Source organism: Ruegeria sp. AE3 (assembly GCF_056542225.1).
In genome coordinates, this window is sequence record NZ_JBQFZL010000001.1 from 786,572 (window position 1) to 812,120 (window position 25,549).

27 protein-coding genes and 1 tRNA gene are annotated in these 25,549 nt (G+C 55.2%); 10 read left to right on the forward strand and 18 right to left on the reverse strand.

All coding sequences use genetic code 11. The features are described 5' to 3' along the window. Positions 1-99: 99 nt before the first annotated feature. From ACR0NZ_RS03935 to ACR0NZ_RS03945, 3 genes are all read left to right on the forward strand, one after another. Positions 100-1,110 (forward strand): branched-chain amino acid ABC transporter permease, encoded by a 1,011-nt coding sequence (locus ACR0NZ_RS03935; RefSeq protein WP_480517044.1) that lies wholly within the window; start codon positions 100-102, stop codon positions 1,108-1,110. Continuing rightward, positions 1,107-2,420 (forward strand): branched-chain amino acid ABC transporter permease, encoded by a 1,314-nt coding sequence (locus ACR0NZ_RS03940; RefSeq protein WP_480517046.1) that lies wholly within the window; start codon positions 1,107-1,109, stop codon positions 2,418-2,420. Before ACR0NZ_RS03935 ends, ACR0NZ_RS03940 begins: the two co-directional genes overlap by 4 nt. Before the next feature lie 181 nt (positions 2,421-2,601). Further along, complete coding sequence (locus ACR0NZ_RS03945; protein ID WP_480472799.1) at positions 2,602-2,856, forward strand: hypothetical protein; 255 nt, start codon at positions 2,602-2,604, stop codon at positions 2,854-2,856. Positions 2,857-2,888: 32 nt separating this feature from the next. On the opposite strand, the gene ACR0NZ_RS03950 is transcribed toward ACR0NZ_RS03945, so the two are convergent. After that, positions 2,889-4,436, reverse strand: coding sequence for a helicase HerA-like domain-containing protein (locus ACR0NZ_RS03950; protein ID WP_480517048.1), 1,548 nt, complete (start codon positions 4,434-4,436; stop codon positions 2,889-2,891). Between the two features lie 432 nt (positions 4,437-4,868). On the opposite strand from ACR0NZ_RS03950, the gene ACR0NZ_RS03955 reads away from it, so the two are divergent. Then, complete coding sequence (locus ACR0NZ_RS03955) at positions 4,869-5,447, forward strand: invasion associated locus B family protein (protein WP_480472803.1); 579 nt, start codon at positions 4,869-4,871, stop codon at positions 5,445-5,447. Between the two features lie 49 nt (positions 5,448-5,496). On the opposite strand, the gene ACR0NZ_RS03960 is transcribed toward ACR0NZ_RS03955, so the two are convergent. The 4 genes from ACR0NZ_RS03960 to ACR0NZ_RS03975 are packed head-to-tail and all read right to left on the reverse strand — an operon-like array spanning position 5,497 to position 9,738. After that, positions 5,497-6,705, reverse strand: a complete 1,209-nt coding sequence (locus tag ACR0NZ_RS03960) for a beta-ketoacyl-[acyl-carrier-protein] synthase family protein (protein ID WP_480472805.1) — start codon at positions 6,703-6,705, stop codon at positions 5,497-5,499. A gap of 9 nt (positions 6,706-6,714) precedes the next feature. Next, on the reverse strand, positions 6,715-6,972 hold the full coding sequence (locus ACR0NZ_RS03965) for an acyl carrier protein (protein WP_480472807.1): 258 nt from the start codon (positions 6,970-6,972) through the stop codon (positions 6,715-6,717). 32 nt (positions 6,973-7,004) lie between these two features. Further along, positions 7,005-8,096, reverse strand: coding sequence for a UDP-3-O-(3-hydroxymyristoyl)glucosamine N-acyltransferase (locus ACR0NZ_RS03970; protein ID WP_480493140.1), 1,092 nt, complete (start codon positions 8,094-8,096; stop codon positions 7,005-7,007). A gap of 34 nt (positions 8,097-8,130) precedes the next feature. Further along, positions 8,131-9,738 (reverse strand): L,D-transpeptidase family protein, encoded by a 1,608-nt coding sequence (locus tag ACR0NZ_RS03975; protein WP_480493139.1) that lies wholly within the window; start codon positions 9,736-9,738, stop codon positions 8,131-8,133. A 353-nt stretch (positions 9,739-10,091) separates the two neighbouring features. On the opposite strand from ACR0NZ_RS03975, the gene mepK reads away from it, so the two are divergent. Continuing rightward, positions 10,092-10,661: a peptidoglycan L,D-endopeptidase MepK gene (gene mepK, locus ACR0NZ_RS03980; RefSeq protein ID WP_480472813.1), complete on the forward strand. Its 570-nt coding sequence runs from the start codon at positions 10,092-10,094 to the stop codon at positions 10,659-10,661. 788 nt (positions 10,662-11,449) lie between these two features. On the opposite strand, the gene ACR0NZ_RS03985 is transcribed toward mepK, so the two are convergent. The 13 genes from ACR0NZ_RS03985 to iscR form a co-directional block, all read right to left on the reverse strand. Further along, positions 11,450-11,833 carry a hypothetical protein gene (locus tag ACR0NZ_RS03985; RefSeq protein ID WP_480517050.1) on the reverse strand — a complete coding sequence of 128 codons (384 nt, stop codon included), beginning with the start codon at positions 11,831-11,833 and terminating at the stop codon, positions 11,450-11,452. Positions 11,834-12,071: 238 nt separating this feature from the next. Next, positions 12,072-12,245, reverse strand: a complete 174-nt coding sequence (locus tag ACR0NZ_RS03990) for a hypothetical protein (RefSeq protein ID WP_480517052.1) — start codon at positions 12,243-12,245, stop codon at positions 12,072-12,074. A 99-nt stretch (positions 12,246-12,344) separates the two neighbouring features. Then, complete coding sequence (locus ACR0NZ_RS03995) at positions 12,345-12,728, reverse strand: DUF6538 domain-containing protein (RefSeq protein ID WP_480517054.1); 384 nt, start codon at positions 12,726-12,728, stop codon at positions 12,345-12,347. Between the two features lie 77 nt (positions 12,729-12,805). Further along, positions 12,806-12,882 (reverse strand) — tRNA-Arg (locus ACR0NZ_RS04000). A gap of 77 nt (positions 12,883-12,959) precedes the next feature. Then, positions 12,960-14,180 carry a cysteine desulfurase gene (locus tag ACR0NZ_RS04005; protein WP_480505150.1) on the reverse strand — a complete coding sequence of 407 codons (1,221 nt, stop codon included), beginning with the start codon at positions 14,178-14,180 and terminating at the stop codon, positions 12,960-12,962. A gap of 13 nt (positions 14,181-14,193) precedes the next feature. Next, entirely contained in the window at positions 14,194-14,736 is a 543-nt protein-coding gene (locus tag ACR0NZ_RS04010; RefSeq protein ID WP_480517056.1) for a YIP1 family protein, read from the reverse strand. 20 nt (positions 14,737-14,756) lie between these two features. Further along, positions 14,757-15,242 carry a YIP1 family protein gene (locus tag ACR0NZ_RS04015; RefSeq protein WP_480472819.1) on the reverse strand — a complete coding sequence of 162 codons (486 nt, stop codon included), beginning with the start codon at positions 15,240-15,242 and terminating at the stop codon, positions 14,757-14,759. Beyond that, entirely contained in the window at positions 15,242-16,522 is a 1,281-nt protein-coding gene (gene sufD, locus ACR0NZ_RS04020) for a Fe-S cluster assembly protein SufD (RefSeq protein WP_480517058.1), read from the reverse strand. Before sufD ends, ACR0NZ_RS04015 begins: the two co-directional genes overlap by 1 nt. Continuing rightward, positions 16,522-17,277 carry a Fe-S cluster assembly ATPase SufC gene (gene sufC, locus ACR0NZ_RS04025; RefSeq protein ID WP_480472823.1) on the reverse strand — a complete coding sequence of 252 codons (756 nt, stop codon included), beginning with the start codon at positions 17,275-17,277 and terminating at the stop codon, positions 16,522-16,524. Before sufC ends, sufD begins: the two co-directional genes overlap by 1 nt. Before the next feature lie 48 nt (positions 17,278-17,325). Continuing rightward, positions 17,326-17,529: a hypothetical protein gene (locus tag ACR0NZ_RS04030; RefSeq protein WP_480517060.1), complete on the reverse strand. Its 204-nt coding sequence runs from the start codon at positions 17,527-17,529 to the stop codon at positions 17,326-17,328. Next, the gene (gene sufB, locus ACR0NZ_RS04035) at positions 17,529-19,049 is read right to left on the reverse strand and encodes a Fe-S cluster assembly protein SufB (protein WP_480472827.1); all 1,521 of its coding nucleotides are present in this window, start codon (positions 19,047-19,049) and stop codon (positions 17,529-17,531) included. The genes ACR0NZ_RS04030 and sufB overlap by 1 nt, the downstream gene beginning before the upstream one ends. Before the next feature lie 18 nt (positions 19,050-19,067). Beyond that, the gene (locus ACR0NZ_RS04040) at positions 19,068-20,147 is read right to left on the reverse strand and encodes a cysteine desulfurase family protein (RefSeq protein ID WP_480517062.1); all 1,080 of its coding nucleotides are present in this window, start codon (positions 20,145-20,147) and stop codon (positions 19,068-19,070) included. Positions 20,148-20,198: 51 nt separating this feature from the next. Next, positions 20,199-20,657, reverse strand: a complete 459-nt coding sequence (gene iscR / locus ACR0NZ_RS04045; protein ID WP_209596301.1) for a Fe-S cluster assembly transcriptional regulator IscR — start codon at positions 20,655-20,657, stop codon at positions 20,199-20,201. Between the two features lie 179 nt (positions 20,658-20,836). Here iscR and ACR0NZ_RS04050 point away from each other — a divergent pair, with 179 nt between their 5' ends. The 5 genes from ACR0NZ_RS04050 (at position 20,837) to typA (ending at position 25,493) form a co-directional block, all read left to right on the forward strand. Next, a complete protein-coding gene (locus ACR0NZ_RS04050; protein ID WP_170424714.1) occupies positions 20,837-21,490 on the forward strand; it encodes an alpha/beta hydrolase in 654 nt (217 codons plus the stop codon). Next, positions 21,490-21,735, forward strand: a complete 246-nt coding sequence (locus ACR0NZ_RS04055; protein WP_480493134.1) for a hypothetical protein — start codon at positions 21,490-21,492, stop codon at positions 21,733-21,735. Before ACR0NZ_RS04050 ends, ACR0NZ_RS04055 begins: the two co-directional genes overlap by 1 nt. After that, the gene (locus tag ACR0NZ_RS04060) at positions 21,732-22,901 is read left to right on the forward strand and encodes an HD domain-containing protein (RefSeq protein WP_480517064.1); all 1,170 of its coding nucleotides are present in this window, start codon (positions 21,732-21,734) and stop codon (positions 22,899-22,901) included. The genes ACR0NZ_RS04055 and ACR0NZ_RS04060 overlap by 4 nt, the downstream gene beginning before the upstream one ends. 362 nt (positions 22,902-23,263) lie before the next feature. Continuing rightward, positions 23,264-23,599 (forward strand): DMT family transporter, encoded by a 336-nt coding sequence (locus tag ACR0NZ_RS04065; RefSeq protein WP_480517066.1) that lies wholly within the window; start codon positions 23,264-23,266, stop codon positions 23,597-23,599. 76 nt (positions 23,600-23,675) lie between these two features. Then, positions 23,676-25,493 carry a translational GTPase TypA gene (gene typA / locus ACR0NZ_RS04070; protein WP_480472835.1) on the forward strand — a complete coding sequence of 606 codons (1,818 nt, stop codon included), beginning with the start codon at positions 23,676-23,678 and terminating at the stop codon, positions 25,491-25,493. Positions 25,494-25,549: the final 56 nt, after the last annotated feature.

The following is a 25,549-nucleotide window of genomic DNA, read 5'->3' on the forward strand; positions in this document are numbered from 1 at the left end:
GCTACCAGCAGGAAAATATGACGATAAACCGCGTGCAAAACATTGTGCCCGCGCAGACCGTTATGCCATAAGGTCGCACCCGGACAGTGAGAAGAAATAATGGACTTACTCAACGCGCTTGTTGCGCTTGCCAACTTTGTCATCGTGCCTGCGATTGCCTATGGCAGTCAGTTGGCATTGGGGGCGCTTGGCGTGACCCTGATCTACGGCATCCTGCGGTTTTCGAACTTTGCCCATGGTGACACCATGGCCTTTGGCGCGATGATCGCTGTGCTTGTCACCTGGGGCTTACAGGCCGCTGGTGTCAGCTTTGGGCCGTTGCCGACTGCCCTGCTCGCCCTGCCCTTTGCTATCCTTGGCTGCATCATGCTGGTGTTGGTTACAGACAGACTGGTCTACCGCTTTTACCGCGAACAAAAGGCCAAGCCGGTTATCCTTGTGATCGTTTCAATGGGTGTAATGTTCATCATGAACGGTCTGGTGCGCTTTATCATCGGGCCGGATGATCAAAAGTTCTCGGACGGTGCAAGATTCTTGATATCCGCGCGGGACTTCAAGTCCATGACGGGCCTTCAGGAGGGTCTGGCCATCAAGACCTCGCAAGGGATCACCCTGATAGTGGCCGTTATTGCCGTGGCCTTACTGTTCTGGTTCCTCAACAAAACACGAACCGGAAAGTCGATGCGCGCCTATTCCGACAACGAGGATCTGGCGCTTTTGTCCGGCATCAACCCTGAACGTGTTGTGATGATCACCTGGATCATCGTAGCCGCCTTGGCGACCACAGCGGGTGTTCTTTACGGGTTGGACAAAAGCTTTAAACCCTTCGTCTATTTCCAGCTTCTGCTGCCGATTTTCGCTTCAGCAATCGTGGGGGGGCTGGGCAACCCGCTGGGCGCGATTGCCGGCGGGTTCATCATCGCGTTTTCCGAGGTGACGATCACCTATGCCTGGAAAAAAGTACTGACCTATGTGGCCCCCGAAAACCTGGAGCCGTCCGGATTGGTTCAGCTCCTGTCCACCGATTACAAGTTCGCTGTCAGCTTTGTCATCCTGCTGATCGTGCTTCTGTTTAAGCCCACGGGCCTGTTCAAGGGAAAAGCAGTATGACCGATTCTGTCAAAAACACTCTGCTTTTCATAGCTGTTGGCAGCCTCATTCTGCTGACCGGTTTCACGCAAAGCTGGAACACCGCCGTTCTGATTCTGAACATGGGGCTGATCTCGGCCATCATGGCGATCGGTGTGAACCTGCAATGGGGCTTTGCGGGCCTGTTCAACGTGGGGGTCATGGGCTTCGTCGCGCTGGGCGGTCTGGCCGTGGTGCTAGTATCAACAGCGCCTACCCCGGGTGCCTGGGGCGCAGGCGGTTATGGTATCGTTCTGTCTTTGCTACTGGGGGCTGCCACTGTTATTGCAGCCGTACTGGTGGCAACGAGAATGCCCAAAGGCCGGGTGCAGACGCTGACAATAATCACTGTCCTTATCGTCGGCTTTTTCCTCTACCGGGCCGTGTTCGACCCCAATGTTGCCGCAGTTGAAGCCATTGACCCGGCGATTGCCGGTAACATCGGTGGACTGAACCTGCCCGTTCTGCTGGCCTGGCCTGCCGGAGGTCTGCTGGCTGCCGGGGCGGCATGGCTGATTGGCAAAACCGCGCTTGGGCTGCGGTCAGATTATCTGGCGATTGCCACGCTGGGTATCGCCGAGATTATCATCGCCGTCATGAAGAACGAGGACTGGCTGGCCCGCGGCGTGAAGAACGTCTATGGCATCCCGCGCCCCTCGCCGGTTGTCGGGTATGAAGTTGACTTGCAGCAAGATCCGGCTTTTCTTGCCCGCGCCGAATGGCTGGGGCTGGATCCGGTCACTGCATCCACCCTTTCGGTGAAACTTGGGTATTCGCTGCTGTTCATGCTGGTTCTTCTGGCGCTGCTGTGGATGGCGCAGATGGCGCTGAAAAGCCCGTGGGGCCGCATGATGCGCGCAATCCGCGACAATGAAGTTGCAGCCGAAGCAATGGGCAAGGACGTCACCCGTCGCCACTTGCAGATTTTCGTATTAGGGTCGGCCATTTGCGGCATCGCTGGCGCGATGATGACCACCCTGGACGGACAGCTGACACCGGGCACCTACAATCCGTTGCGCTTTACCTTCCTGGTTTGGGTCATGGTGATCGTTGGTGGTTCCGGCAACAACTTCGGAGCCGTTCTGGGCGCGTTCCTGATTTGGTTCTTGTGGGTTCAGGTCGAGCCGATTGGCTTGTGGTTGATGAGTGTGATCACCGCAGGCTTACCGGATGGCAGCGCGCTGAAGTCACATCTTATTGATAGTGCCGCACATATGCGCCTTTTCACGATGGGCCTGATCCTATTGATTGTTCTCAGATTCAGCCCAAGGGGTCTGATCCCCGAGAAATAGACCGACGCCACGTTCCAATACACAAAACCGCGCCACTAATCTGGCGCGGTTTCTTGATTCTTAAGGTTTTTCTGAATAAACGGACCCACCACAGTGTTTCTGATTTGCGGCAGGTTGCTGGCACTCACCCTCGCCTATGCCGTTTCAATCGACCAACAAGACGAGTAGACAAGAGTAGAAAATGAAAGCACCACATCTGAAATCACTCATTCTGTTTCCGGCTATTGCGGTTGTAGTATCCGCATGCGTTCCCAGCCCCGAAGATCTTGAGACGACGCCGGTCAAGGTACAGACTCCTAAAGGTGTTGTGACCTGCCAGCTCTATCGTCAGGATCGTGTGACCTGGGACCGCGCAATCGACTTCCCAGCCACAAAGATGTCTGTCCCCGAGGCTGACGCCTATTGCCGTCAGGAAGGCCAACGCCGACTGAAGTAAACGCGACAGCGCCCCCAACGGGCGCTGCGTTCTTACCTGTTGCGGAACAAACCGCCGAGGATACCGCGCACGATCCGGCGCCCGGTAGTGCCTTTAAGCTCTTTGATCACCGCTTCGGTCATCGCTGTGGCAAAGGTGTCCTGCTTGCGCTCAACCCGGGATGAGGACCGGCCAACCCGGCTGCCCGAATATCTGCGGGCCGAAGAGTATTCGCGTTCGATCGGCGATTGCGCTTCAAAAACTTCGTCGGATTCGGCCAGTTCTGCGGCATTGGCCGCAGCTTGGGCCCGCGCCTGAAGAATCTCGAAGGCAGATTTTCGATCTATGTTCTTGTCGTATTTCCCCGCCATTGGGGAAACTGCTAGAATGTCCCGGCGTTCGGCATCTGAAATTGGCCCCAGCTGAGATCCCGGCGGGCGAATAAGCGTGCGCTCGACCACGCCCGGAACACCTTTCTTTTGCAGCATGGAAGTAACGGCTTCCCCCACGCCGACTTCGCGAATTGCCGTTTCCGTGTCAAAAGTCGGATTCTCGCGATAGGTTTCAGCGGCCAGCCTCAGGTTCTTTCGGTCCCGCGCCGTGAATGCCCTTAATGCGTGCTGAATACGGTTGCCCAGCTGTCCAAGAATATCTTCCGGGATATCGGCGGGACTCTGAGTAATGAAGTATACCCCCACCCCCTTTGAACGGATCAGGCGGGCGACCTGTTCGACCTTGTCCACCAGTACCTTTGGCGCATCGTCAAACAGCAGATGGGCCTCATCAAAAAAGAACACCAGCTTTGGTTTTTCAGGGTCTCCGACCTCTGGCAGCTCTTCGAACAGTTCACTCAACAGCCATAACAGAAACGTTGCATAAAGTCTTGGGGCGGCCATCAGTTGGTCTGACGCCAGAATGTTCACCATCCCCTGCCCGTTTTCGTCTGTTCGCATCAGATCGGCCAGATCCAGCGCCGGTTCTCCAAACAGCTTTGTACCGCCCTGATTCTCGAGGACCAGCAGACGTCGCTGAATCGCACCGATCGAGGATGTAGATACATTGCCGTATCGCAATGACAGTTGCGCCCGATTCTCTCCGATCCAGACCAGCAGCGCCTGTAGGTCCTTAAGGTCCAGCAACGGCATCCCTTCTTCGTCGGCCACGCGGAATGCGATATTCAGGATACCTTCCTGCGCCTCACTCAACTCCAGTAACCGCGATAGTAACAGCGGGCCCATTTCCGTCACTGTCGTGCGCACGGGATGGCCCTGTTGGCCAAACAGATCCCAGAATGTCACTGGGCAGGCAGAATAGGCAAAATCATCGAACCCGATCCGACCAGCCCGGTCTTGGAACGCCTGATGTAGTTTGTGCGTCTCGCTGCCCGGAAGGGCCAGCCCAGACAGGTCCCCTTTCACATCCGAGAGGAAAACTGGGACACCCGCCTGAGAAAACCCTTCTGCAAGAATCTGCAATGTCACAGTCTTGCCGGTACCAGTTGCCCCGGCAATCAACCCATGGCGGTTCGCATATTTCAACGCCAGTTCCTGCGGCTGGCCATAGTTTTCACCGCCACCGCCCAAAAAGATATTCGTGCCCATTAACATTGCCTTATTGTTCACCGATCCGCCGCCAGCATACAAAGTTAACCTTTGACTGCGATAGTCTATTTGCCTTGCATTGCGGGGCAGACTTCCTCCCTGTCGACTGGCCGTGCCTGCTGGCACGGCCCTTTTGGTTCGGCCACTGGATTATTATTCTGGCGCATAGATTAAAAATTGAGGATAGCTGTTGACCCGTGTGCGCCCCTTACGTAGGGTTTGCGCATAAATAAGTCGGCCAGTCCGACGGGGAGAAACTTATGGGGAAGGGAGCTGGTCGAACAGCTCCCTTTTTCTAATCTCCGAAGGTGCGGTTCCAGCCCTCAGGCAAGAATCCGTTCACCTTCGCAAAGGCTGTTCTGTTAGTGCCTGACACTGGTTCAGAAGAGTGTTAAACGAAGCGAAAAGATCAATCATCAACCCGAGGCATTCATGTTCAAGAAAATCCTTTCGTTCAACACGGTCGCCGCCGTTCTGCTGTCCGGAGCAGCGTATGCACAAGACACAACCACAACCGCGCCAGACGCTGGTCTGGACCTAGGTCAGGAAGGACCCCGGGTCGGAGAACAGTTCGTAAAGGAAGAATTCGGCGATTGGGACGTATCCTGTATCAAGGCACAGGAAGGCGAGGATCCTTGTGCCATCGTTCAGGTTCTGGAAGGCAACAATGGTGATCCGATCGCAGAAGTATCGATCGGGAAACTGCCGGAAGGTGGTGCCGCCGTTGCTTGGGCAAACGTCATCGTACCCCTGGAAACACTGCTGCAAGCGCAACTGGCCCTGTCAATCGATGGCGCTCCGCGTAAATTGTACAACTATCACCAATGCGTTCCCGTGGGCTGCATCGCGCAATTAGGTCTTAGCCAAGGGGATATCGATGCGATGAAAGCTGGCACTAAAGCGACGTTTTCGCTGGTTCCAGCCCGTTTCCCGGATCAGGTTCTTGAAATGGACATGTCGCTCTCCGGCTTCACATCGGGCTTTGACGCTCTGAACGTCAACACAAACTAAGAAAAAAACATCCGTGGAAGCCGCCGTATTAGTAACGGCGGCTTTTTCACTAAACCCGCTTCAGGGCCAGTACGGCATTTAACCCACCAAAGGCGAATGCGTTGCTGAGAGCGACGTCGACCTTTGCCTCGCGCGCTTCGTTCGGCACGACGTCCAACGCGCATTCCGGGTCCGGTTCCTCATATCCGATCGTCGGTGCAATGACACCGTCCCGCAGCGCCATGATACAGGCCAGCAGCTCAACCGCGCCGGTCCCGCCAATCAGATGACCGTGCATGGATTTCGTGGACGAGATCATCAGATCGTCGGCGTGTGGGCCAAATACGTCGGCCACAGCTGCGCATTCGGTTTTGTCATTTGCAGCCGTTCCGGTGCCATGAGCGTTGATATAGCCCACATCTTTTGCGTTCAGCTTCGCATCGGCCAAAGCACCAGCCATGGCACGCGCGGCCCCTTGTTTGCTGGGCATCACAATGTCCGAGGCATCCGATGACATGGCAAAGCCGACAACTTCGCACAGAATTTCGGCACCTCGGGCCCGGGCGTGTTCGTATTCTTCAAAAACAAAGACGCCTGCCCCTTCACCCTGCACCATTCCGTTGCGGTTGGCACTGAACGGGCGACATGCGTCTTTCGACATCACGCGCAACCCTTCCCAGGCTTTGACACCGCCGAAACACAGCATGGATTCCGAGCCCCCCGTTACCATGACCGGAGCCGCGCCACTACGCACCATCTGAAAAGCCTGAGCCATCGCATGATTTGACGACGCACATGCTGTCGAGACCGTGAAACTTGGGCCCTTCAGGTTGTGTTCCATGGAAACGTGGCTTGCGGCAGCATTGTTCATGAGTTTTGGAACGACAAAGGGATGTACCCTGTTTTTTCCATCCTCATAAACCGAACGGTAATTGTCATCCCAAGTCGAAACACCACCGCCCGCAGTCCCCAGAACAACACCTGATCTGGCTGCAAGTTCGCCATGAAACTCGATACCCGACTGCTCAATCGCCTCTTTGGCTGCCGTCAGGGTGAATTGGGTGAAGCGGTCGTACAGCGACATCTGCTGTCGGTTGAACCGCCCTTCTGCCTCGAACCCCCGGACCTGTCCGCCGATCTTGATGGCCAACCGGTCGACATCCCGAAATTCCAGATCGGAAATACCACAACGACCTTCGCGCATGGCTTCCAGCGTGTCAGGGACCGAATGGCCCAGCGAATTGATCGTACCCGCTCCGGTTATGACAACGCGTTTCATGAGCGTTTGTCAGACCTTTTCCGACACAAGCTTTTCGATCCCAGAGATGATCGCAGCCACATTCGAGATATCAAAATCACTGGCCTCGGGTTCGTTGGCATTGAAAGGAATCGAAATGTCGAACTCTTCCTCGATGGCAAATATGCTTTCGACCAGTCCAAGGCTGTCGATACCCAGATCTTCCAGCGTGCTTTCGGGCGTTACATCCGATGGCTCCAGAACGGCCTGCTCTGCAATGATCGCGATGACGCGGTCGCTGATGCTCATGTCGATCCCCTGATTATCAGTTTGAAGTTGATTTAATCGCTCGGGGTCTGTTTGAAAACAGCCTTTTTGAGTGCCTCGACGTCGCGGGCCATGCGGGGCAAGCGTCGTTGCGCCTTGTAGATATCCGTATGCGTTTCCATTTTGACGCCGGGATACCCCATGATCACGCGGCCGGCGGGAACATTGGACAGTATCTTGGTGCCGCCTCCGGCAATAACCCCGTCCCCGATGAATATGTTGTCGACAACGCCGGTCTGACCGCCCAGAACCACGTTGTTTCCGATCTCAACCGATCCCGACACACCAGTCTGACCGCACAGCAGGCAGTCCTGACCGACGCGAGTGTTGTGCCCGACATGGACCAGATTATCCAACTTGGATCCGTTGCCGATACAAGTGTTTCGGATCGTGCCATTATCGATTGTACAATTCGCGCCGACTTCGACGTCATCACCGATTTCCACCGCACCCAACGAATGAATGCGCAGCCAGCTCTGTGCTTTGGCCTCACCCTGATCGCCCATTGTCTTGCGTACATTTTCGACGCCCGAGACTTCGGGTGTTACGAAGCTGAACCCGTCCCCTCCGATCCGGGCACCGGGTTGCGCGATAAAGCGATCTCCGATCCGCGCCCGTGCGCCAATGCTGACCATTTCGCGCAACACCGCCTGGTCGCCCAATATGGCGTCCATTCCCACCACGCACTGTGCCCCTATGACAGAGCCTGCGCCGATCCGGGCGCGCGCGCCCACAACAACCAACGGACCAATCGCCACATCCGGACCGATTTCAGCGGTCGGGTCGATCACGGCCGAGGGGTGAATCCCGGGTTCAACTCCCTGCCCCCGATCCAGCATGGCCGTGATGCCAGCCATGGCCATGCGGGGACGTTTGACAAAGATCGCGGCACGCAATCCCATCGCCTGCCAGTCGGCCCCTTCCCAAAGGACAGCCGCACGTGCGGCTCCGTTGGCAAGCGCCTCGGCATATTTCGGAGACATAGCCATCGCCAAATCTGTCGGACCTGCGTCGCCCGGTTCGGCGGCGCGCACGATCGTCAGGCCGCCATCGCCCTGACATTCTGCCCCCAGAGACTCGGCGATCTGTTGTACGGTAAACTGCATGGCGGGCTTCCTTTTGGCAGGATTTGCCCTGTGCTTACCCCTGAACGTCCGGCAGGGCCACCCCTGCCTTTTGCAAGGCTTCCCAAATCTTGCCGTCCCGCCCATAAACATCGCGGCGATACTGCACTTCGCCTTTGGGCCCGATATAGGCCGTGCGATAAATCAGATGCACCGGAACTTTCTGCTCCAGATTGACTTTGGTTTCTTTTCCGGTGTTCAGAACGCGATGGAAGAATGCCTTTGGATCTTCCTCCTGTTTGGCCAGCAAGGCGTAAGCAAATTCAAAGGGCTGGGCCAAGCGGATACACCCATGTGAAAAGGCCCGAACCTCACGCGAGAACAGGTTTTTCTGTGGAGTATCATGCAGATAGATGTTGTGCTTATTGGGGAACATGAACTTCACCAGACCCAGCGCATTGCTTTGGCTGGGCGGTTGGCGCATTGCGAAAGGAAAATTTCTGGTCGTAAACTGGGTAAAATCCACCGCACTCCGATCGACTTGCCTGCCGCTTCTGTCAGTTATCAGAATATGGCCCACGGCATTCGGGTTTGATTGCAGCTTCGGCAGGTATTCCTTGGTCACGATCGAGCGGGGAACATGCCAACTTGGGTTAATCACCATATGCTCCATCTCATCCGAAAACTCCGGACTTCTGCGATCATGAGCATTTTTACCGATGACTGCGCGGGTTTCAAAAGTGACTTGCCCGTCGTCCACGATCTTGGCTGAGAAATCGGCTTGGTTCACAAGGATATGACGCGTACCTCGTTCCCGAGGCAGCCAGCGTTCGCGTTCCAACGCAACGTAAACGGCTTTCAACCGGTCTGTGGCTGGACGGTTAATCTCGGCAATCGTCCCCTTGCCCGCCACGCCATCGGGTTCAAGCCCATGCGCTGTTTGAAAGGTGCGTACACCTTCCAACAACGCGTTGTCGAAAGACGGGCTGGCGGATGGTTTCATGTAACCCATCACCACCAGACGGTCGCGCAGCTTGACAACATTCGGTCCGGTATCACCGTATTCCAGCTTGTTTTCGGGCACTGTTGGCCCCCATCCGCCCTGGAACACCAGTTTTTCCAGAACCAGCTTCTGCTTCATCAGCGCGCGGTATTGATGTGTTTGCGGTGACAGGGCTGCAAAGTAGGCCGCGCCCTGAGTGTTTATTCCCTGCAAATGCTCGGCCGCGCTGCGACGATCTACGGATCGAACCAGCCCCTCATCGACACTGCTGGGCCGGATTATGCCTGCGTAAAGCGCGTCGGCGTATTCGACAAAGATACGGCTCAGCTCTGCTTCAACAGCACCGAGATCGCGCACCGAACGGGCCTTTTCCATCTTCTCCATCACGGCGGCAACAGTCGGCTCGGCCTGTGGCAGGCCATGCAGATGCGCATTCGTAAGCGCATTGATCAGCGCCGCCCGGCGCCGTGTGTGTTCGGGCGTATCACCCACCCAAACTGGCGAAAACCCGTTCGCCCGGTAGAATTCGACCAATTGCGGCGCCTGCGGCGTATGTTCAGCAATCGCCATCTGAAACGCAGTCCCTGGCACCGCTTCAGGCGACGTATTGGCGACAGATGCAGTAGCCACGAAACACGCGGCAAACAGGATGCTGGTACTGGTGCGGAGAACGGAAAGCATAGGATGGCCTTGAAATTCAATAGCTTGAACTGGTGATTGATACGTCGCACGATTATGCAGTCGCGTCAGAACGCTTGTCCACTCACGAAATCCTTACCAATTCGCTTCTTCGTGGGCCTGATGCGCGTTTGCATCGGCAGGGTGACCCAAAGCCCACAACTGCGAAATTTTCGTGATTCGCTGTGACATATGCGCAAAAAACTGCCGAAATTTCCCCCTTGAAAAGGTGCAATTGAAACACTTCTTGGCCGTCGATTCCGATTGTGCCATACATTCCGCATCTGGGATGGGAATAATTAAGACAGTGCACGTAACATCGTGTGCAGGCAGGAACAGTACGGGACGAAACTAAAATGACAGAGAGCAGTTCCTCGGGCTTGACCCGGCGTGCCCTATTGGGAGCGTTTGCAGCAACGGCAGTCGTAGCAGCACCCACCTACTCCAACGCAGCAGGCTTTTTACGCGGTGGCGGCGATATTCGTCGCATTCGTATGTATTCCGGTCGCACTGGCGAACGGTTGGATATGATCTATTGGGTCGATGGTAAGTATATCAAGGACGCTGTCAAAGAAGTGAACAACTTCATGCGTGATTGGCGCACAGATCAGGTAAAATCCATCGATTTGCGCACGATTGATATCATGGCGGCATCACACAACCTGCTGGATGTCAACGAACCCTATATGCTGTTGTCAGGCTATCGCTCTCCTCAGACCAACGCAATGCTGCGCTCCCGGTCGCGCCGTGTGGCGCGCAATTCGCTTCATATGGAAGGGCAAGCAGCTGATCTGCGCCTTGCCTCCCGCTCGGTTTCACAGATGGCCAAGGCAGCGATGTCGTGCCGCGCAGGCGGAGTTGGTCAGTATTATGGATCGAACTTCGTACACATGGATTGTGGCGTGGTTCGCACCTGGCGCGGGTAACACCCGGACGCTTTTGGTCTGTTCAGAACCTATTCTGACTGTATCTTCCGGTCGGTTTTCTCGTAGTCGTAGCGATTGGCGGCAGAGCCGCCAAGTCTGCTAATTTGCTATTCTCGGCACCTGACAGAATATCTCTCCCTCAACCTCAACGGAATTACTGGCTTCAACGATTCCCATGGCCTCTTGTAAGAAGCCTCCAGCAGAGGCGGACAGTATAACAATATCTTTGACTATAAGCGCCATTGCGCTGGGCATTCGCACCCAAGCAGCCGTGTCTGCGCCAACAAGCGCGATGCCTTTTCCTTTTGTCGGGTATCGGAACACACGCACTAATCGATCCGAAGTCGCCAATCTTTCGGTGACTGAAAAGTTCGGAGTGATGTCGTGTCCCGCTTTACCGTGTGCTAACTGGAGACGCCAAATCCCAATGCGAATTTTATCCATCCAATCCAACAACAACCTAGCGTCCGTGCCAAGCAGGTAGCCTTCCTCAATCCTTTTGAACACCTCCTTGATAAGCTCCTCCAGTCGCCCGTAGTGTTGATTGCAACCAGTGCAAGCTGGAAGGGTCAAGTTGGACCAAAGTAGGCTCCGCTCCCCGTCAGGGGTCCAAAAGACAGCTGGTTTCTTTTGGTTCCCAGCAAGCCTCTGAAGCCACATTGGGATAATGTGTTCAAGGTTCTTGTTGTCAGGCTTTTGGCCACAGAAAACACATTGTCGCCAATGACGTTCTTCACTTTTCAATGTTTTTCCAATGCTCGTCTTAAACTGAGGAGAAACGTGTTTGATTACGCTGGATCACAAGGGAAGGATTCTATCAAGGCCACGGCTAGTCCTTGTGTGAAAGGTATCGACCATTGGTCAGGGTTGTTGTCTGCCCACTTGTAGAAAGAATGAACAATAGACTTGTTTGTTCCACCCGAACCAACAGCTAGCGGTCCAGCGTAACCGGGTGTATTACAGTTTTCCCTCATCACGACATAAATGCCGCGAGTGATGCCTAAGCAAAAACCGAGATCGCTGTGGTCCTGTGCGTGTTCTAGTGCTCGGTTTTCATAGTAATTGCGACAAATTTCCCAGCCCTTTCCAACCGAAAGTTCGGAAGACTGATCGGCATAGACGGGCAAAGTAGATGCCACGACTATTGAGAAAATAATGGTTAAGTTCTTCATCTACCGCTCTCTGGTTTCTCGAAGGATGTCGAGAATTTTTAAAACCCTATTATCCTTTTGTTATTTTTTCCTATTACTTACAATGACGCCTTAAACGACATAAATGACGATTTCTTTGAGCTGTCGTCGGCAAACTAGATGAACATTTCATTACCGTTCCGTTTACTCCTGAGCCGTAGCACGCTCTGCGCTCCCAAGGCCTGACATACTTTCTGTATCTATCCGTATCAGTTGGAGTTCATGCAGGATGCCCTCTTTGAAATGAAACGGTCTGATCCAGTATCGCAAGAACGGCCTTATGAGCCTCTTCAGAAAAAGGCAGCATAACCAAGGGGGCCATTTTCGCTGCCCTCAGTTCTTCAGGTTCAAAGTCTGGCCTGACTTTTAGCGTAATGTTCTTGTCGTCTTTCATTTCTCTTCACTTCACCAAGTTATGTCAGACGTCGAGCGCGTTCTGACTCGCATTCGATCATATGCAGTAGATGATTATGAAGAACCGAGAGTTCATGTCCTAAGGGTCGTGAGAGTGAGCGAGAAGTTCGCCTACAAACTCATCCGGCTCTATGTCGTATTTGTCGTACTCGACGGCTTGACCCGGCTTCAGGCCATACTTTCGAAGTACCGCCATTCCCTCCTCTCTAGTCTGAAGGTCTGATTGCCCCTTCGATCTCAACAGGCTCCATTCCCTGTCGATACGTCTAGTTTCTTCGAATGACCGCTTTGCCGCCAACGCAGGGTTGTCTGTATTGAGCGAGGAAAACAGATGGGCTTTTCCATTGTATTTATTCTGTAGGTCGGCCGGAATTCGGCGGCGATAGTAGGCCGTACCTCTACGCCACTCTACGTATTTTATCTTCATACTGATTGGGCCAATTTTGAACCAACTTGCTGCCATGTGTCACCTAATGTGTCACCTAACAGAGCGCAATAACAATCTAATACGTTGTATTTATTGGATTTTGTCGATTGAAATGGCGCACCTGAGAGGATTCGAACCTCTGGCCTCTGCCTTCGGAGGGCAGCGCTCTATCCAGCTGAGCTACAGGTGCCTTGGCCGTTAGCTAACCTTGTTCCAATCCGGGTGCAACTGCAAATCGCGATTGCCGCACTCTTATCAAAACCAAAATCAGGCAAACAGATCATGCGCCAATTCAAGCGCTTCGATCAGTGTATCAACTTCATCGGTAGTGTTATAGAGACCAAAGCTGGCGCGGCATGTTGCAGTCACCCCCAGATGGTCCATCAGCGGCCCGGCACAGTGGTGACCGGCGCGAACCGCTACACCTTTCTTGTCGAGAATGGTTGAGACGTCGTGAGCATGGCCAGCACCGTCCAGCGTAAAGCTGAAAATCGCGGCCTTGTCCGGGCGAGTGCCTTGAACCTGCAACCAGTTCAGCCCAGTCAGACGTTGCATCGCGTAATCGCGCAAGCTGGATTCATGAGCTGCGATGTTTTCCATCCCCAGGTCCATCATATACTCCAGCGCCACGCCAAGACCGATGGTCTGTACGATCCCCGGCGTGCCGGCCTCGAACTTCATTGGCGGGTCATTATAGATGATCTGATCCTTGCTGACCTCTTTGATCATGTCGCCGCCACCGATAAAGGGGCGCATTTCGGCCATGCGTTTGGATTTGATGTAAATCGCACCTGACCCTGACGGCCCATAAAGCTTGTGGCCTGTGATCGCGTAGAAATCGCACCCTATTTCTTCGACATTTACCGGCATGTGAACGGCACCCTGACTGCCATCAACCAGAACCGGGACGCCCTTGGCGTGGGCACCATCAGTTATGGCTTTCACATCTACAACCGTACCCAGCACGTTCGAGCAGTGTGTCACTGCAACCAGCTTGGTTTTCGGTCCGATTGCATCGATTACCGCCTGCGGGTCAAGCCCGCCCTCTGCGTCGACGTCGACCCATTTCAGCACGACGCCCTGTCGTTCGCGCAGGAAATGCCAGGGTACGATGTTTGCATGGTGCTCCATCACACTCAGAACAATCTCATCGCCCGCTTCAAGTCGCGGCATAGCCCAGCCATAAGCGACCAGGTTGATCCCTTCGGTCGTACCAGAGTTCAGGACGATCTCATTCTCGTTCGATGCCCCCAGAAACCGCGCGATCGTGCCACGAACGGCCTCGTATTTCTCTGTCGCAAGATTGGACAGGAAATGCAGGCCACGATGGACATTTGAATACTCCTCGGCATAGGCCCGCGTCACCGCGTCAATGACCACCTGAGGTTTCTGAGCCGAAGCACCATTGTCGAGATACGTTAAAGGCTTGCCATTCACCTGACGCGACAAGATCGGAAAGTCAGAGCGGATTTTCTGCACATCATACATAAGAGAGGTATTCCTAGACGGGCCCGGTTGGGCTTAGAAACAGAACGAAGGGGATGGCGACAAGGGCTGACAACACAATTACCGCAAAGGATTTCCAGAGCGACCCGAGTTGATGCGCTTCGTTCAGAAAATGAAGCGTGACGTAAAGGCTCAGGATTGCTGTCGCCAACAATGACATCATCATCAGGAACGGTAGGGTCAGGCTCAAGATCAGCGTCACGACCAAGGCGGCTATTTGCAGGAATTGCAGCCAGATCGTCAAAACCATCAGATCATCGAACTTCGCCAGACCTCCAAGCATTCGCCCGACCAGCAGGAATGCGACGATGCTCAGCATCATGGCCCCGGCCGAGCGCACCAAAACCATGGGAATGCTTTCGAGCGCCGGAGAGGGTTGGCCTTCCGCCATTGTTATTGACAAACCTATTCCCAATTGGACAACGCAGTTCAAAACGACCGCCAGTGCAAATGCCAGCCAAAGCACTTCTCGCCCCAGCTTGAGCGCCATCAGCCGTCGCGCCGCTTCGGCCGGGTTCCTGATCGTCAGGACAGCCATATTTCCCAGAAAACTCGAATTCATGCGACGGACCTTTGCACTTGTCTGAGACCGGATACCCAGAACCAGACAAAAACAGCAACCCAGACAAGACCCACAATCGTCAATGTAGGCCCTGGTCCGATAAACCCGGCGACAAGGCCGTTCAGCAGAACCAGCGGTGCAGACGACAACAGCGCCCAGAACAACGCCAGGCGCGCACCATAAGCGCTTCCCTGACCGCCAAACAAGCGCGCCGCCCAATGAGACACCAGTGCCAGCGTGTAAAAGACCAAGGGCAGAATGAACACGGATCCGAGCAGAGCACCACCCAAAAGCATGTTCAGCTCAACGCCTTCCAGATGCGCTTTGCGCGCAAGGCCAGGCATCTGGGCGATGAATGCCACCACACAAAACGCCATAACAAAGATCAGCGCCCGGTCTTCTCGTTGACCCATATCCAGAAGCCTGCGCACCACCCGCCCCGGCCCCTTGTACGTTGCTAGGATATCCGACGACAGGGCCATCAGCTTCGGCGCGCCAGCCACCCTTCCAGACGGCTTACGATTTCATCTGCCAAAGTGCTGTCTTCGATCTCATCCACTGCTTCGGCCAGGAATGCCAGCGTCAACATGTTGGTCGCGTCCTTGGCCGGAACACCCCGTGACCGAAGATAGAACAACGCCGTATCGTCAATCGCACCCGAGGTTGAGCCATGGGAACATGCCACGTCATCGGCGTAGATCTCAAGTTCCGGTTTAGCGAGGAACTGGCTGTCATCATCTAAAAGCAGCGATTGACTGATTTGGTAACCATCGGTTTTCTGGGCCCCTTGCTTTACAAGGATCTTGCCCTGAAACACTCCGGTCGCACCGTTGCGAAGCACTTTCTTAAAGACCTGACGGCTTTCGCAATTCACCGCGTCATGGGTGATGAACACCGTGTCATCATGGTGGAAATCACCATCCCCAACACAGGCCCCGGCCACATGCGCCACCGCATTGTCGCCGGTCAGTTCAACGACCTGTTCGTTACGGGTCAGCACCCCATTCGCAGTCAAGGTGAAGGACTTGTAGACCGACTCTGCCCCCAAACGCGTGAACATATGGGTCGCGGCGCGACGTTCGTGGTCCCTGCCCTGCGCCCGCACATGATGCAGCGTCCCCTTGTCGGCAATTTCAATCTCTGTACATTTGTTGAAACGCGACGCCGCCGGGCCGGATTCAAGAATAGTCACCTCGGCCCCGCTTTCCACGCGAATAACGTGATGCAGGATCGCGTCGGATGTCGGCGAGGCATGACGATAGATCAGGTTGATCGGTTTGGAGGGTTTGCCCGTAACGTGAATGGCAACGCCGTCCGACGCAAAAGCCGTGTTCAATGCAGCCAACGGGCGTTGAACCGGGGACTGGCCGCGCGCTTCCAGAACGCCATACAGGTCTTTTGCCCAATGAATGTCTTTGCAGCAGATGTCTTCAATCCGGTCGATCTTGACACCGTCCAGCGACAGGTCATCGGATTCCTCGGCGCTGAAGACCCCGTCGACAAAAACAATTTTCAAACGGTCAAGGTCGTTGAAAAGCACCGGTTCATCATTGATAAACACCGCCGCAGGCAAAGCCTCGGCAGAAATCAGACTATCGGGTTGAGTGTATTTCCAATACTCATCCCGGCGCCCCGGCAGGCCGGATTCCAGAACACGCGCCAAAGCGTCTTCGCGTGCACCACGGGTGCAGCCCGCATCGGGCATGATCAACGTAGCCAGACGCGCCTCGGTTGCGGATTGTTTCGCTTGCGGCAAAGCCATCAGTTCACCTCGGCCAGAATGTCGGCATAACCGTTGTTTTCAACCTCAAGCGCCAGTTCAGGTCCGCCCGTCTTAACGATGCGACCATTGGCCATGATATGCACAACATCCGGTTTGATGTGATCCAGCAGGCGCTGATAATGCGTGATCACCAGGAACCCACGGCCTTCGTCCCGCAGGGCATTCACACCTTCGGCCACCAGTTTCATCGCGTCCACATCAAGGCCCGAGTCGGTTTCGTCCATGATGCACATCTTGGGTTCAAGCATGGCCATCTGCAGGATTTCGTTACGCTTTTTCTCACCGCCCGAAAAACCAACATTGACCGGGCGCTTGAGCATATCCGCGTCGATCTTTAGCGTCTTTGCTTTGGCACGCACCTCTTTCAGAAAGTCTGCGGCAGACAGTTCCTCTTCGCCACGGGCCTTGCGCTGCGCGTTTACCGCGGTGCGCAGGAACGTCATGTTGCCAACGCCGGGGATTTCAACCGGGTATTGGAAGGCCAGGAAAACACCTGCTGCCGCGCGCTCTTCCGGTTCCATCTCCAGCAGGTTCTGACCGTCCAGAGTGGCCGAACCTTCGGTCACTTCGTACCCGTCGCGCCCCGACAGAACATAGCTAAGGGTCGATTTGCCCGACCCGTTCGGACCCATGATCGCGTGTACCTTGCCAGCCTCGACCGTCAGGTCCACACCTTTGAGGATCTGCTTGTCTTCTTCTTCAAGCTGTACGTGCAGGTTTTTGATTTCCAGCATTTTTTGTCCTTTTGCGTATCGCAAGGGGCGTCTTGGCCCCGCATTGTTCTAGCCCAGTAATCTGCGGATCAATCTGGCGAGGATCCAACCTAGGATCGCCCCGCCACCTACCGCCCAAACCGGGTTGATGAATTCCATGTAATGGGTGTTGACGTAGGCCACGCCAAGCAGCCCCCCCAGAACCGGCAATGCGTACCCAAGCCAGGTCAACACATCATCCTTACGGATGCGGGTTCTGGGTGACTGCGTCATCACCCAACCGACCCTTCAAGTGAGATGGCCACCAACTGCTGTGCTTCCATCGCAAACTCCATCGGAAGCGCCTGAAGCACGTCCTTGCAGAACCCGTTGACCACCAGGGCCACGGCTTCTTCCTCGTCCATGCCGCGCTGACGGCAGTAGAACAGCTGATCGTCATCCACTTTTGACGTCGTCGCCTCGTGCTCAACGCGGCTCGAGTTGTTCTTGACCTCGATATAGGGAACCGTATGTGCACCGCATTTGTCGCCGATCAGCAGACTGTCACACTGTGTGTAGTTCCGGCTGTCCTTGGCTTTCGGGTGCATCGACACAAGCCCACGATAGGTGTTCTGGGCCTTGCCCGCGCTGATGCCCTTGGACACGATGCGCGACTTGGTGTTCCTGCCCAGATGAATCATCTTGGTGCCGGTGTCGGCCTGTTGATAATTGTTGGCAATCGCGATCGAATAGAACTCACCCTGGCTTTCATTGCCGCGCAGGATGCAGGACGGGTATTTCCATGTCACGGCCGATCCGGTTTCCACCTGCGTCCACATCACCTTCGACCGGTCACCCCGGCAGTCGGCGCGTTTGGTCACGAAGTTATAGATACCGCCCTTGCCGTTTTCATCCCCCGGAAACCAGTTCTGAACAGTCGAGTATTTCACCTCGGCATCTTCTTCGACGATGATCTCGACCACGGCAGCATGCAGTTGTGCCGTGTCACGTTGGGGTGCGGTACAGCCTTCCAGATATGAGACGTACGAGCCCTTGTCAGCAATGATCAGGGTGCGTTCGAACTGACCGGTGTTCTCGGCGTTGATGCGGAAATACGTGCTTAGTTCCATCGGGCAGCGAACGCCCGGCGGGATGTAGACGAATGAGCCATCCGAGAATACAGCTGAATTCAACGTTGCATAGAAGTTGTCCGATACGGGAACTACAGTGCCCAGATACTTCTTGACCAGCTCAGGATGCTCTTTGATTGCCTCAGAGATCGAGCAGAAGATCACGCCTGCCTTTTTCAGTTCGGCCTGAAAGGTGGTACCCACGGAAACCGAGTCAAACACTGCATCGACCGCTACCTTGCGGCCCTCGGCGGGTGCATCCTCTGCACCTTCAACACCAGCCAGAATCATCTGTTCTTTCAGAGGGATACCAAGCTTTTCGTAAGTGGCGAGCAGCTTTGGATCAACCTCATCCAGAGATTTGGGTTTCTCTTCCATCGATTTGGGGCGGGCATAGTAATACTGGTTCTGAAAATCGATTGGCGGATAGTGAACCATTGCCCATTTGGGCTCTTCCATTTTGGTCCAACGCTCGAACGCGGCCAAACGCCATTCGGTCATCCACTCAGGCTCATCGTTTTTCCCCGAGATCAGACGGACGATATCAGGGTTCACGCCTTTGGGGGCGTATTCCATCTCGATATCGGTATTCCAGCCATATTTATATGTGCCGACCTCACGAACCGCATCCACGGTTTCCTGATCGACACCTTCTTTCACCTGGGTCTGGTCCAAAGTGGCCATGACTTACCCTCCGTCAGATCACGCAGCCCGCGCGCGATGCTTTTTCTCTTTTTCAAGCCACGTTTCGGCGAAACGCAGCACATCTTCTTCCGTCGTCTCTGGCCCCAACGAAACGCGGATTGCGCATGAGGCCACCGTCTCATCAAATCCCATTGCCGTCAGAACCCGACTGGTTTTGACTTTGCCGCTGGAACAGGCGGATCCCGCACTGATGGCAAAGCCAGACAAGTCCATCTGCATCACCTGCGTTTCGCCTTTCCAGCCGGGCGTCGCGAAACACAGGGTATTCGGGAGTCGCTCCTGATTTTTCCCGACAAAAATAGTAGATATTGCACCAGCCTCAAGGGCGTTTTCTAGAATATTTCTAAGTTCTCTGACTTTTTCCCATACTCCATCAGCCAGATCGCGTTGAGCTGCCTCGGCAGCCGCGCCAAAACCGGCAATACCCACCACATTTTCAGTGCCGGATCTTCGCCCCATCTCCTGACCGCCACCGCTGGCCAAAGGTTCGATATCGATACCTTGCCGCAGGATCAAAGCGCCAACACCTTTTGGCCCGCCAATCTTATGCGCCGACAGGATCGCCATATCTGCGCCACTCCAGGCAAAGGAAAACGGAATGCGTCCAACAACCTGCGTAATATCAAGCAACAGCCAATCAGCGCGCCGCGCGCCATAGGGCCACTGGTTCTCTACTTTCTGAGGCGGATGTGTGATGACTCCGGTCTCAGAGTTCGCAAGCCCTATCGCCAATATGTGCCCGGGGCCATAGGGATGCTCGCTACAATGGGTCAGATCGAAATGCGACCACAGCGCATCGTGGGCGGTGCTGTCGACAAAGACGTCGCAGCTTTCGGGGCGGTTTTGCAGAACCCGCGCTGCTTCGGTCGCGCCAGAGGTAAATATGACCTCTTGCGGACGGCAACCGACGGCCTCGGCGACCTGCGCTCGCGCGCGTTCGACCAACGCTTTTGCGGCACGCCCTTCTGCATGAACAGATGACGGGTTCCCGACCACATCCATCGCCGCGATCATAGCCTCGCGTGCTTCGGGTCGCAGCGGTGCGGTCGCGTTATGATCCAGATAAACACGTTTCATGGATACATCTTTTCCCGCAGGGATGTCATATGCATGTTCGACCTGCTCAGCTCATTCATCGACGACGGAAAACAGGCTTGGAACTGCCGGGCAAGGCGCAAGGTCGTTCCTGATCACATCAGACAGGCGCGTCTGGTGCAAAAAGACATAAACATGCGCGCTCAGGCTTTCCCACAAACGGTTCGTCAGGGATTGCGCCCTGCTGCCCGATGACGCACCGGATGCTCCGGCCCCTTTTTGCAGGGCATCAACCGTCTCATCCACGGCCGCAAGAACCTCGACCACGCGAATCTCGGACGCGGGACGTGCAAGACGATACCCCCCTCCGGGCCCACGGACAGACGCAACCAGTTCCGCGCGACGCAGCTTGACGAAGAGCTGTTCAAGATACGGCAGAGAAATGTCCTGCCGTTCCGAGATTTCGCCCAGGGTTACCAGCCGATCTGTCGGCTGAAGTGCAATATCCGCCAAAGCGACCATTGCGTAACGCCCTTTGGTCGAAAGCTTCATTCTCTGCCCCCTTTTAGACGGATCTGCGCGAAATCATTGACGCCGACGCTGCCAGTGCGTATCTCCGACTGGCAGCGCGATTGCGCCAAGCAATGTAATTAGAACCGTTCTAAGGTATCCGACGATTATAGTCAAGTATATCCGGATGCCCGCACGAAAATGACAGGACCAAAGCACACATGCCCGAGGTGATTTTTCCCGGACCCGAAGGCCGCCTGGAAGGCCGCTACCACCCGCAAAAGGAAAAAGACGCACCGATCGCCATCGTGCTTCACCCGCATCCTCAGTTCGGCGGGACCATGAACAACAAGGTGGTCTATAACCTGCACTATGCCTTTTACAACATGGGCTTCACAGTGCTGCGCTTTAACTTCCGCGGCGTTGGTCGCAGTCAGGGCGAATATGATCAAGGTGTTGGCGAGCTGAGCGATGCGGCATCTGCGCTGGATTACCTGCAATCCATGAACAACAACTCGAAACACTGCTGGGTTGCGGGCTTTTCGTTTGGGGCGTGGATCGGAATGCAGTTGCTGATGCGCCGCCCCGAAATCACGGGTTTCATCAGCGTGTCGCCGCCTGCCAACATGTATGACTTTTCCTTCCTTGCGCCCTGCCCGTCTTCGGGCCTGATCATCAACGGATCGGCTGACCGTGTGGCACCACCAGCGGACACCACTGCGCTGGTCAACAAACTGCACGAGCAAAAAGGGATCACGATCACCCATAACGAGGTTGAGGGCGCGGATCATTTCTTCCAGGATCGCCACATGGACACGCTGATCACAGATGTCAGCGACTATGTGAAACGTCGGCTGACCGAGAACACCCGCTAATGTCCGACACCATCACATCGCTTGCGGCCAAACTGGCCGAAGATACGATGAAGGTTATGGACGAAACCGGCGAAGACCGGTTCTTTGTAGAAGTGGGTCAGGTTCTTGGTGCGGCGTCTCAATCTTTGGAAGAGGCATTCCTGACGGAAATTCGCGTGCGTCTGGCTGAACGCAAGGCACGACAATTCGTGATCAAACGCCTCGCCGCGCATCGCGCGAAACTCAAGGCGATCGAAAAGCAATGACCGACCGCCTTGTTGCGCAGGTCGCGTTTCTGAAACGGGCCGACAGTCTGAAACTGGTCGAGCGGGCAAATGTCCTGCTTGACCAATCGAGGCCCGAAAACTCCGCCGAACACAGCTGGCACTTGGCATTGTGGGCAATGGTCATGGCACCACTGGCCGGGCCGGACATCTCGGTCGACCGGGTCATCCGCATGTTGCTACTGCATGATCTGGTTGAGATCGTGACAGGTGATCACCCGATTCACCTCGACACGGATTGGGGCAACGTGGCTGAGGCTGAACAGGCCGCCGCACAGGAATTGTTTGGCCTGTTGCCCGACGAACAAGCACAGGAATTTCTTTCGCTCTGGCATGAGTTTGAGGCGGATCAGACCCCGGATGCCCGGTTTGCCAAGATTCTGGATCGATGCCAACCGCTGTTTCAGGTTCTGTGCGCCACCGACCCGCGGCAGGATCATGTAGAAATTGCGCGTTCGAACCTAGCGGACGGACGCGCATCGTATCTGGCCCTTGCGTTTCCACTGGCCCACCAACATGCCACAAACCTCTTGAATAACTCGACCCCTCAGGATGACGCATTCACGAGAAGATTGGCGTTTCTTACAGAAGCGGACCAGTTGAAATCCGTTCTGCGCGCGTCACGCCTGATGGCCAGCGACCGGTTCGAAAACTCGGCGGAACATTCTTGGCATGTCATGCTCTATGCCTGGGTATTGGCGGAATACGCGCATTCGGATGTTCAGTTGGACCGAATACTACAGATGTTGCTTTTGCACGATGTTGTCGAAATCGACGCGGGCGACCACCCGATCCACGGTCATGTCGACCACGCGGAACAGGAAGCCAAGGAACAGGCCGCCGCCAAACGATTGTTTGGCCTTCTGCCTGACTGTCAACACCGGTCATTTACTGAACTATGGCACGAGTTTGAGACGGCTGAGACCACAGAAGCCAGATTTGCAAAGGCTGTTGATCGTTTTCAGACACCCATAGCAAATCTGGAAACAGGTGGCGGGTCATGGGTCGAATACAGCGTTAAATTCGATCAGATTGTTACGCGTGTCCGACCCGCAATTGCAGCGGGAGCGCCTCAGCTGTGGGACTGGCTGCAACCCCAACTGGTTGCGCATTTTGAATACTGTGAAACACGCGACCCTCAGGCATAAAAAAAGGAGCCTGAAGGCTCCTTTTTTCTTGCTTGGTTTCTAGCGGCGTTCAAAAAACACTACTACCATCAAACTGTTGAACCAAGTTGGCTGCATTCACTTCGACGGACCCCCCGTCAGCAAGCCACCCAATCGCCACTATCAGAGCCGAAGCAAATATGATTGATTTCGCAAATAACGTCATCGCTCAAAACTCGTTAACAAAATTAAAAAATATAGGGCAAATATTACATTCATTCGGTTGAAAAAACAGTCAGGTATACCTGACCCAAGGTAATCTTGTAGACTGCATGGCGGTCGACGTATTTCACTCACGCAAATCGCCATCTAGCCACCCGACCCACCCTTTTCGAGGTACTCAAATGCCCCAAGCCTATCTGTATTTGTTGCTGGCTGTTCTGGCGGAAACCATTGGCACGACAGCCTTGCAAGCCAGCCAGCAGTTTTCGCGGTTCTGGCCATCCGTGATTGTTGTCGTTGGGTATGCGTTTGCATTTTACCTCATGGCGCTGACGCTGAAGGTCATGCCTGTCGGTATCGTTTATGCAATCTGGTCCGGTCTCGGTATATTCCTGATCGCCGTAATCGGATTCATTGTGTTCGGCCAAAGGCTGGATTGGCCTGCGATCCTGGGGTTGACGTTGATCTTGTCCGGAATCCTGATCATTCACCTCTTTTCAAAGACTGCCGGACACTGAACCACGGTTAGGGCTGGTATATTTTGCCGCGCCACGTTATGCGCGCGGCAACTTCCCGTTCAAAGGCTGACCTCTCATGGACCTGCGCAACATCGCAATCATCGCTCACGTGGACCACGGCAAAACGACCTTGGTCGACGAGCTGCTCAAACAATCCGGTGCATTCCGGGAAAATCAGGCCGTCGCGGAACGTGCCATGGACAGTAACGACCTGGAGCGTGAACGCGGCATCACCATCCTGGCAAAGGCCACGTCGGTCGAGTGGAAAGACACACGCATCAATATCGTCGACACCCCTGGTCACGCCGATTTCGGAGGCGAGGTCGAGCGCATCCTCAGCATGGTCGATGGTGTTGTTCTGTTGGTGGACGCCGCAGAAGGCCCGATGCCCCAGACCAAGTTTGTAACGTCCAAGGCACTGGCGCTGGGCTTGCGCCCGATCGTGGTCCTGAACAAGGTCGACAAGCCGGACGCCGAACCTGACCGCGCGCTGGACGAGTGCTTTGACTTGTTCGCCAATCTCGGTGCGGATGACGACCAGTTGGATTTCCCTTCAATGTACGCCTCGGGCCGTTCTGGCTGGGCGGATATGGAGCTGGACGGCCCCCGCAAGGACTTGAGCGCACTATTCGACTTGATCGTCGATCATGTCCCTGCCCCGAAACAGATCGAACACAAAAATGAACCCTTCCGGATGCTGGCCACGACGCTGGGAAGCGATCCCTTCATCGGCCGTATCCTGACTGGCCGCGTCGAAAGCGGAACGCTGAAGGCTGGCGACAGCCTCAAGGCGCTTAGCCGCGATGGTTCGGTCATCGAAAACTTCCGTGCCACGAAAATCCTGGCGTTCCGGGGCCTGGGTCAACAGCCCATTGACGTGGCCGAAGCAGGCGACATCGTGACCATCGCTGGCATGAGCAAAGCCACCGTAGCGGATTCGCTGGTAGCCCCTCAGGTCACAGAGGCCCTGCCCGCGCAGCCCATCGATCCGCCGACCATCACCGTGACCTTCGGTATCAATGATTCTCCGTTGGCGGGCCGTGATGGCAAAAAAGTTCAATCACGCGTCATTCGAGACCGCCTGATGAAGGAAGCCGAATCGAACGTCGCCATCCGTGTCACCGACACCCCGGGCGGTGAGGCGTTCGAGGTTGCGGGCCGCGGCGAGCTGCAAATGGGCGTTCTGATCGAGAACATGCGCCGAGAAGGCTTTGAACTCAGCATCTCGCGCCCTCAGGTTCTGTTCCGTGAGGAAGACGGGCAGCGGCTTGAGCCCATCGAAGAAGTCACCATTGACGTGGATGACGAATATTCTGGTTCCGTTATTGAGAAGGTTACCGGCGCGCGTAAGGGTGAACTGGTCGAGATGCGCCCGGCCGGTACGGGCAAGACGCGGATCATCGCCCATGTCCCGTCCCGTGGTCTGATTGGTTACCACGGAGAATTCCTGACCGACACGCGCGGTACCGGTGTACTGAACCGTGTGTTCCATGACTGGGCGCCACATAAAGGGCAAATTCCGGGCCGTCGCGCAGGCGTTCTGATCTCGATGGAGAAGGGTCAGGCTGTGGCTTATGCGCTGTGGAACCTGGAAGAGCGTGGCCGCATGTTTGTTGGTCCGCAAACAGACGTGTATCAGGGTATGGTGATCGGCGAACACTCACGCGACAACGATCTGGAAGTGAACCCTCTTAAAGGCAAGAAGCTGACAAACGTGCGCGCCAGTGGAACCGACGACGCGGTCCGCTTGACGCCGCATATCCAGTTCTCACTGGAGGAGGCAATTGCCTATATCGACGATGATGAACTGGTGGAAGTCACACCAAACGCGGTGCGGCTGCGGAAGCGTTTTCTTGACCCGCACGAGCGTAAGCGAATGGCCAAATCTGCCTAGAACACCCTCAGGTTGCAAACTGACCAAACGGAAACAATGGCATTAGTGTGGCAAAT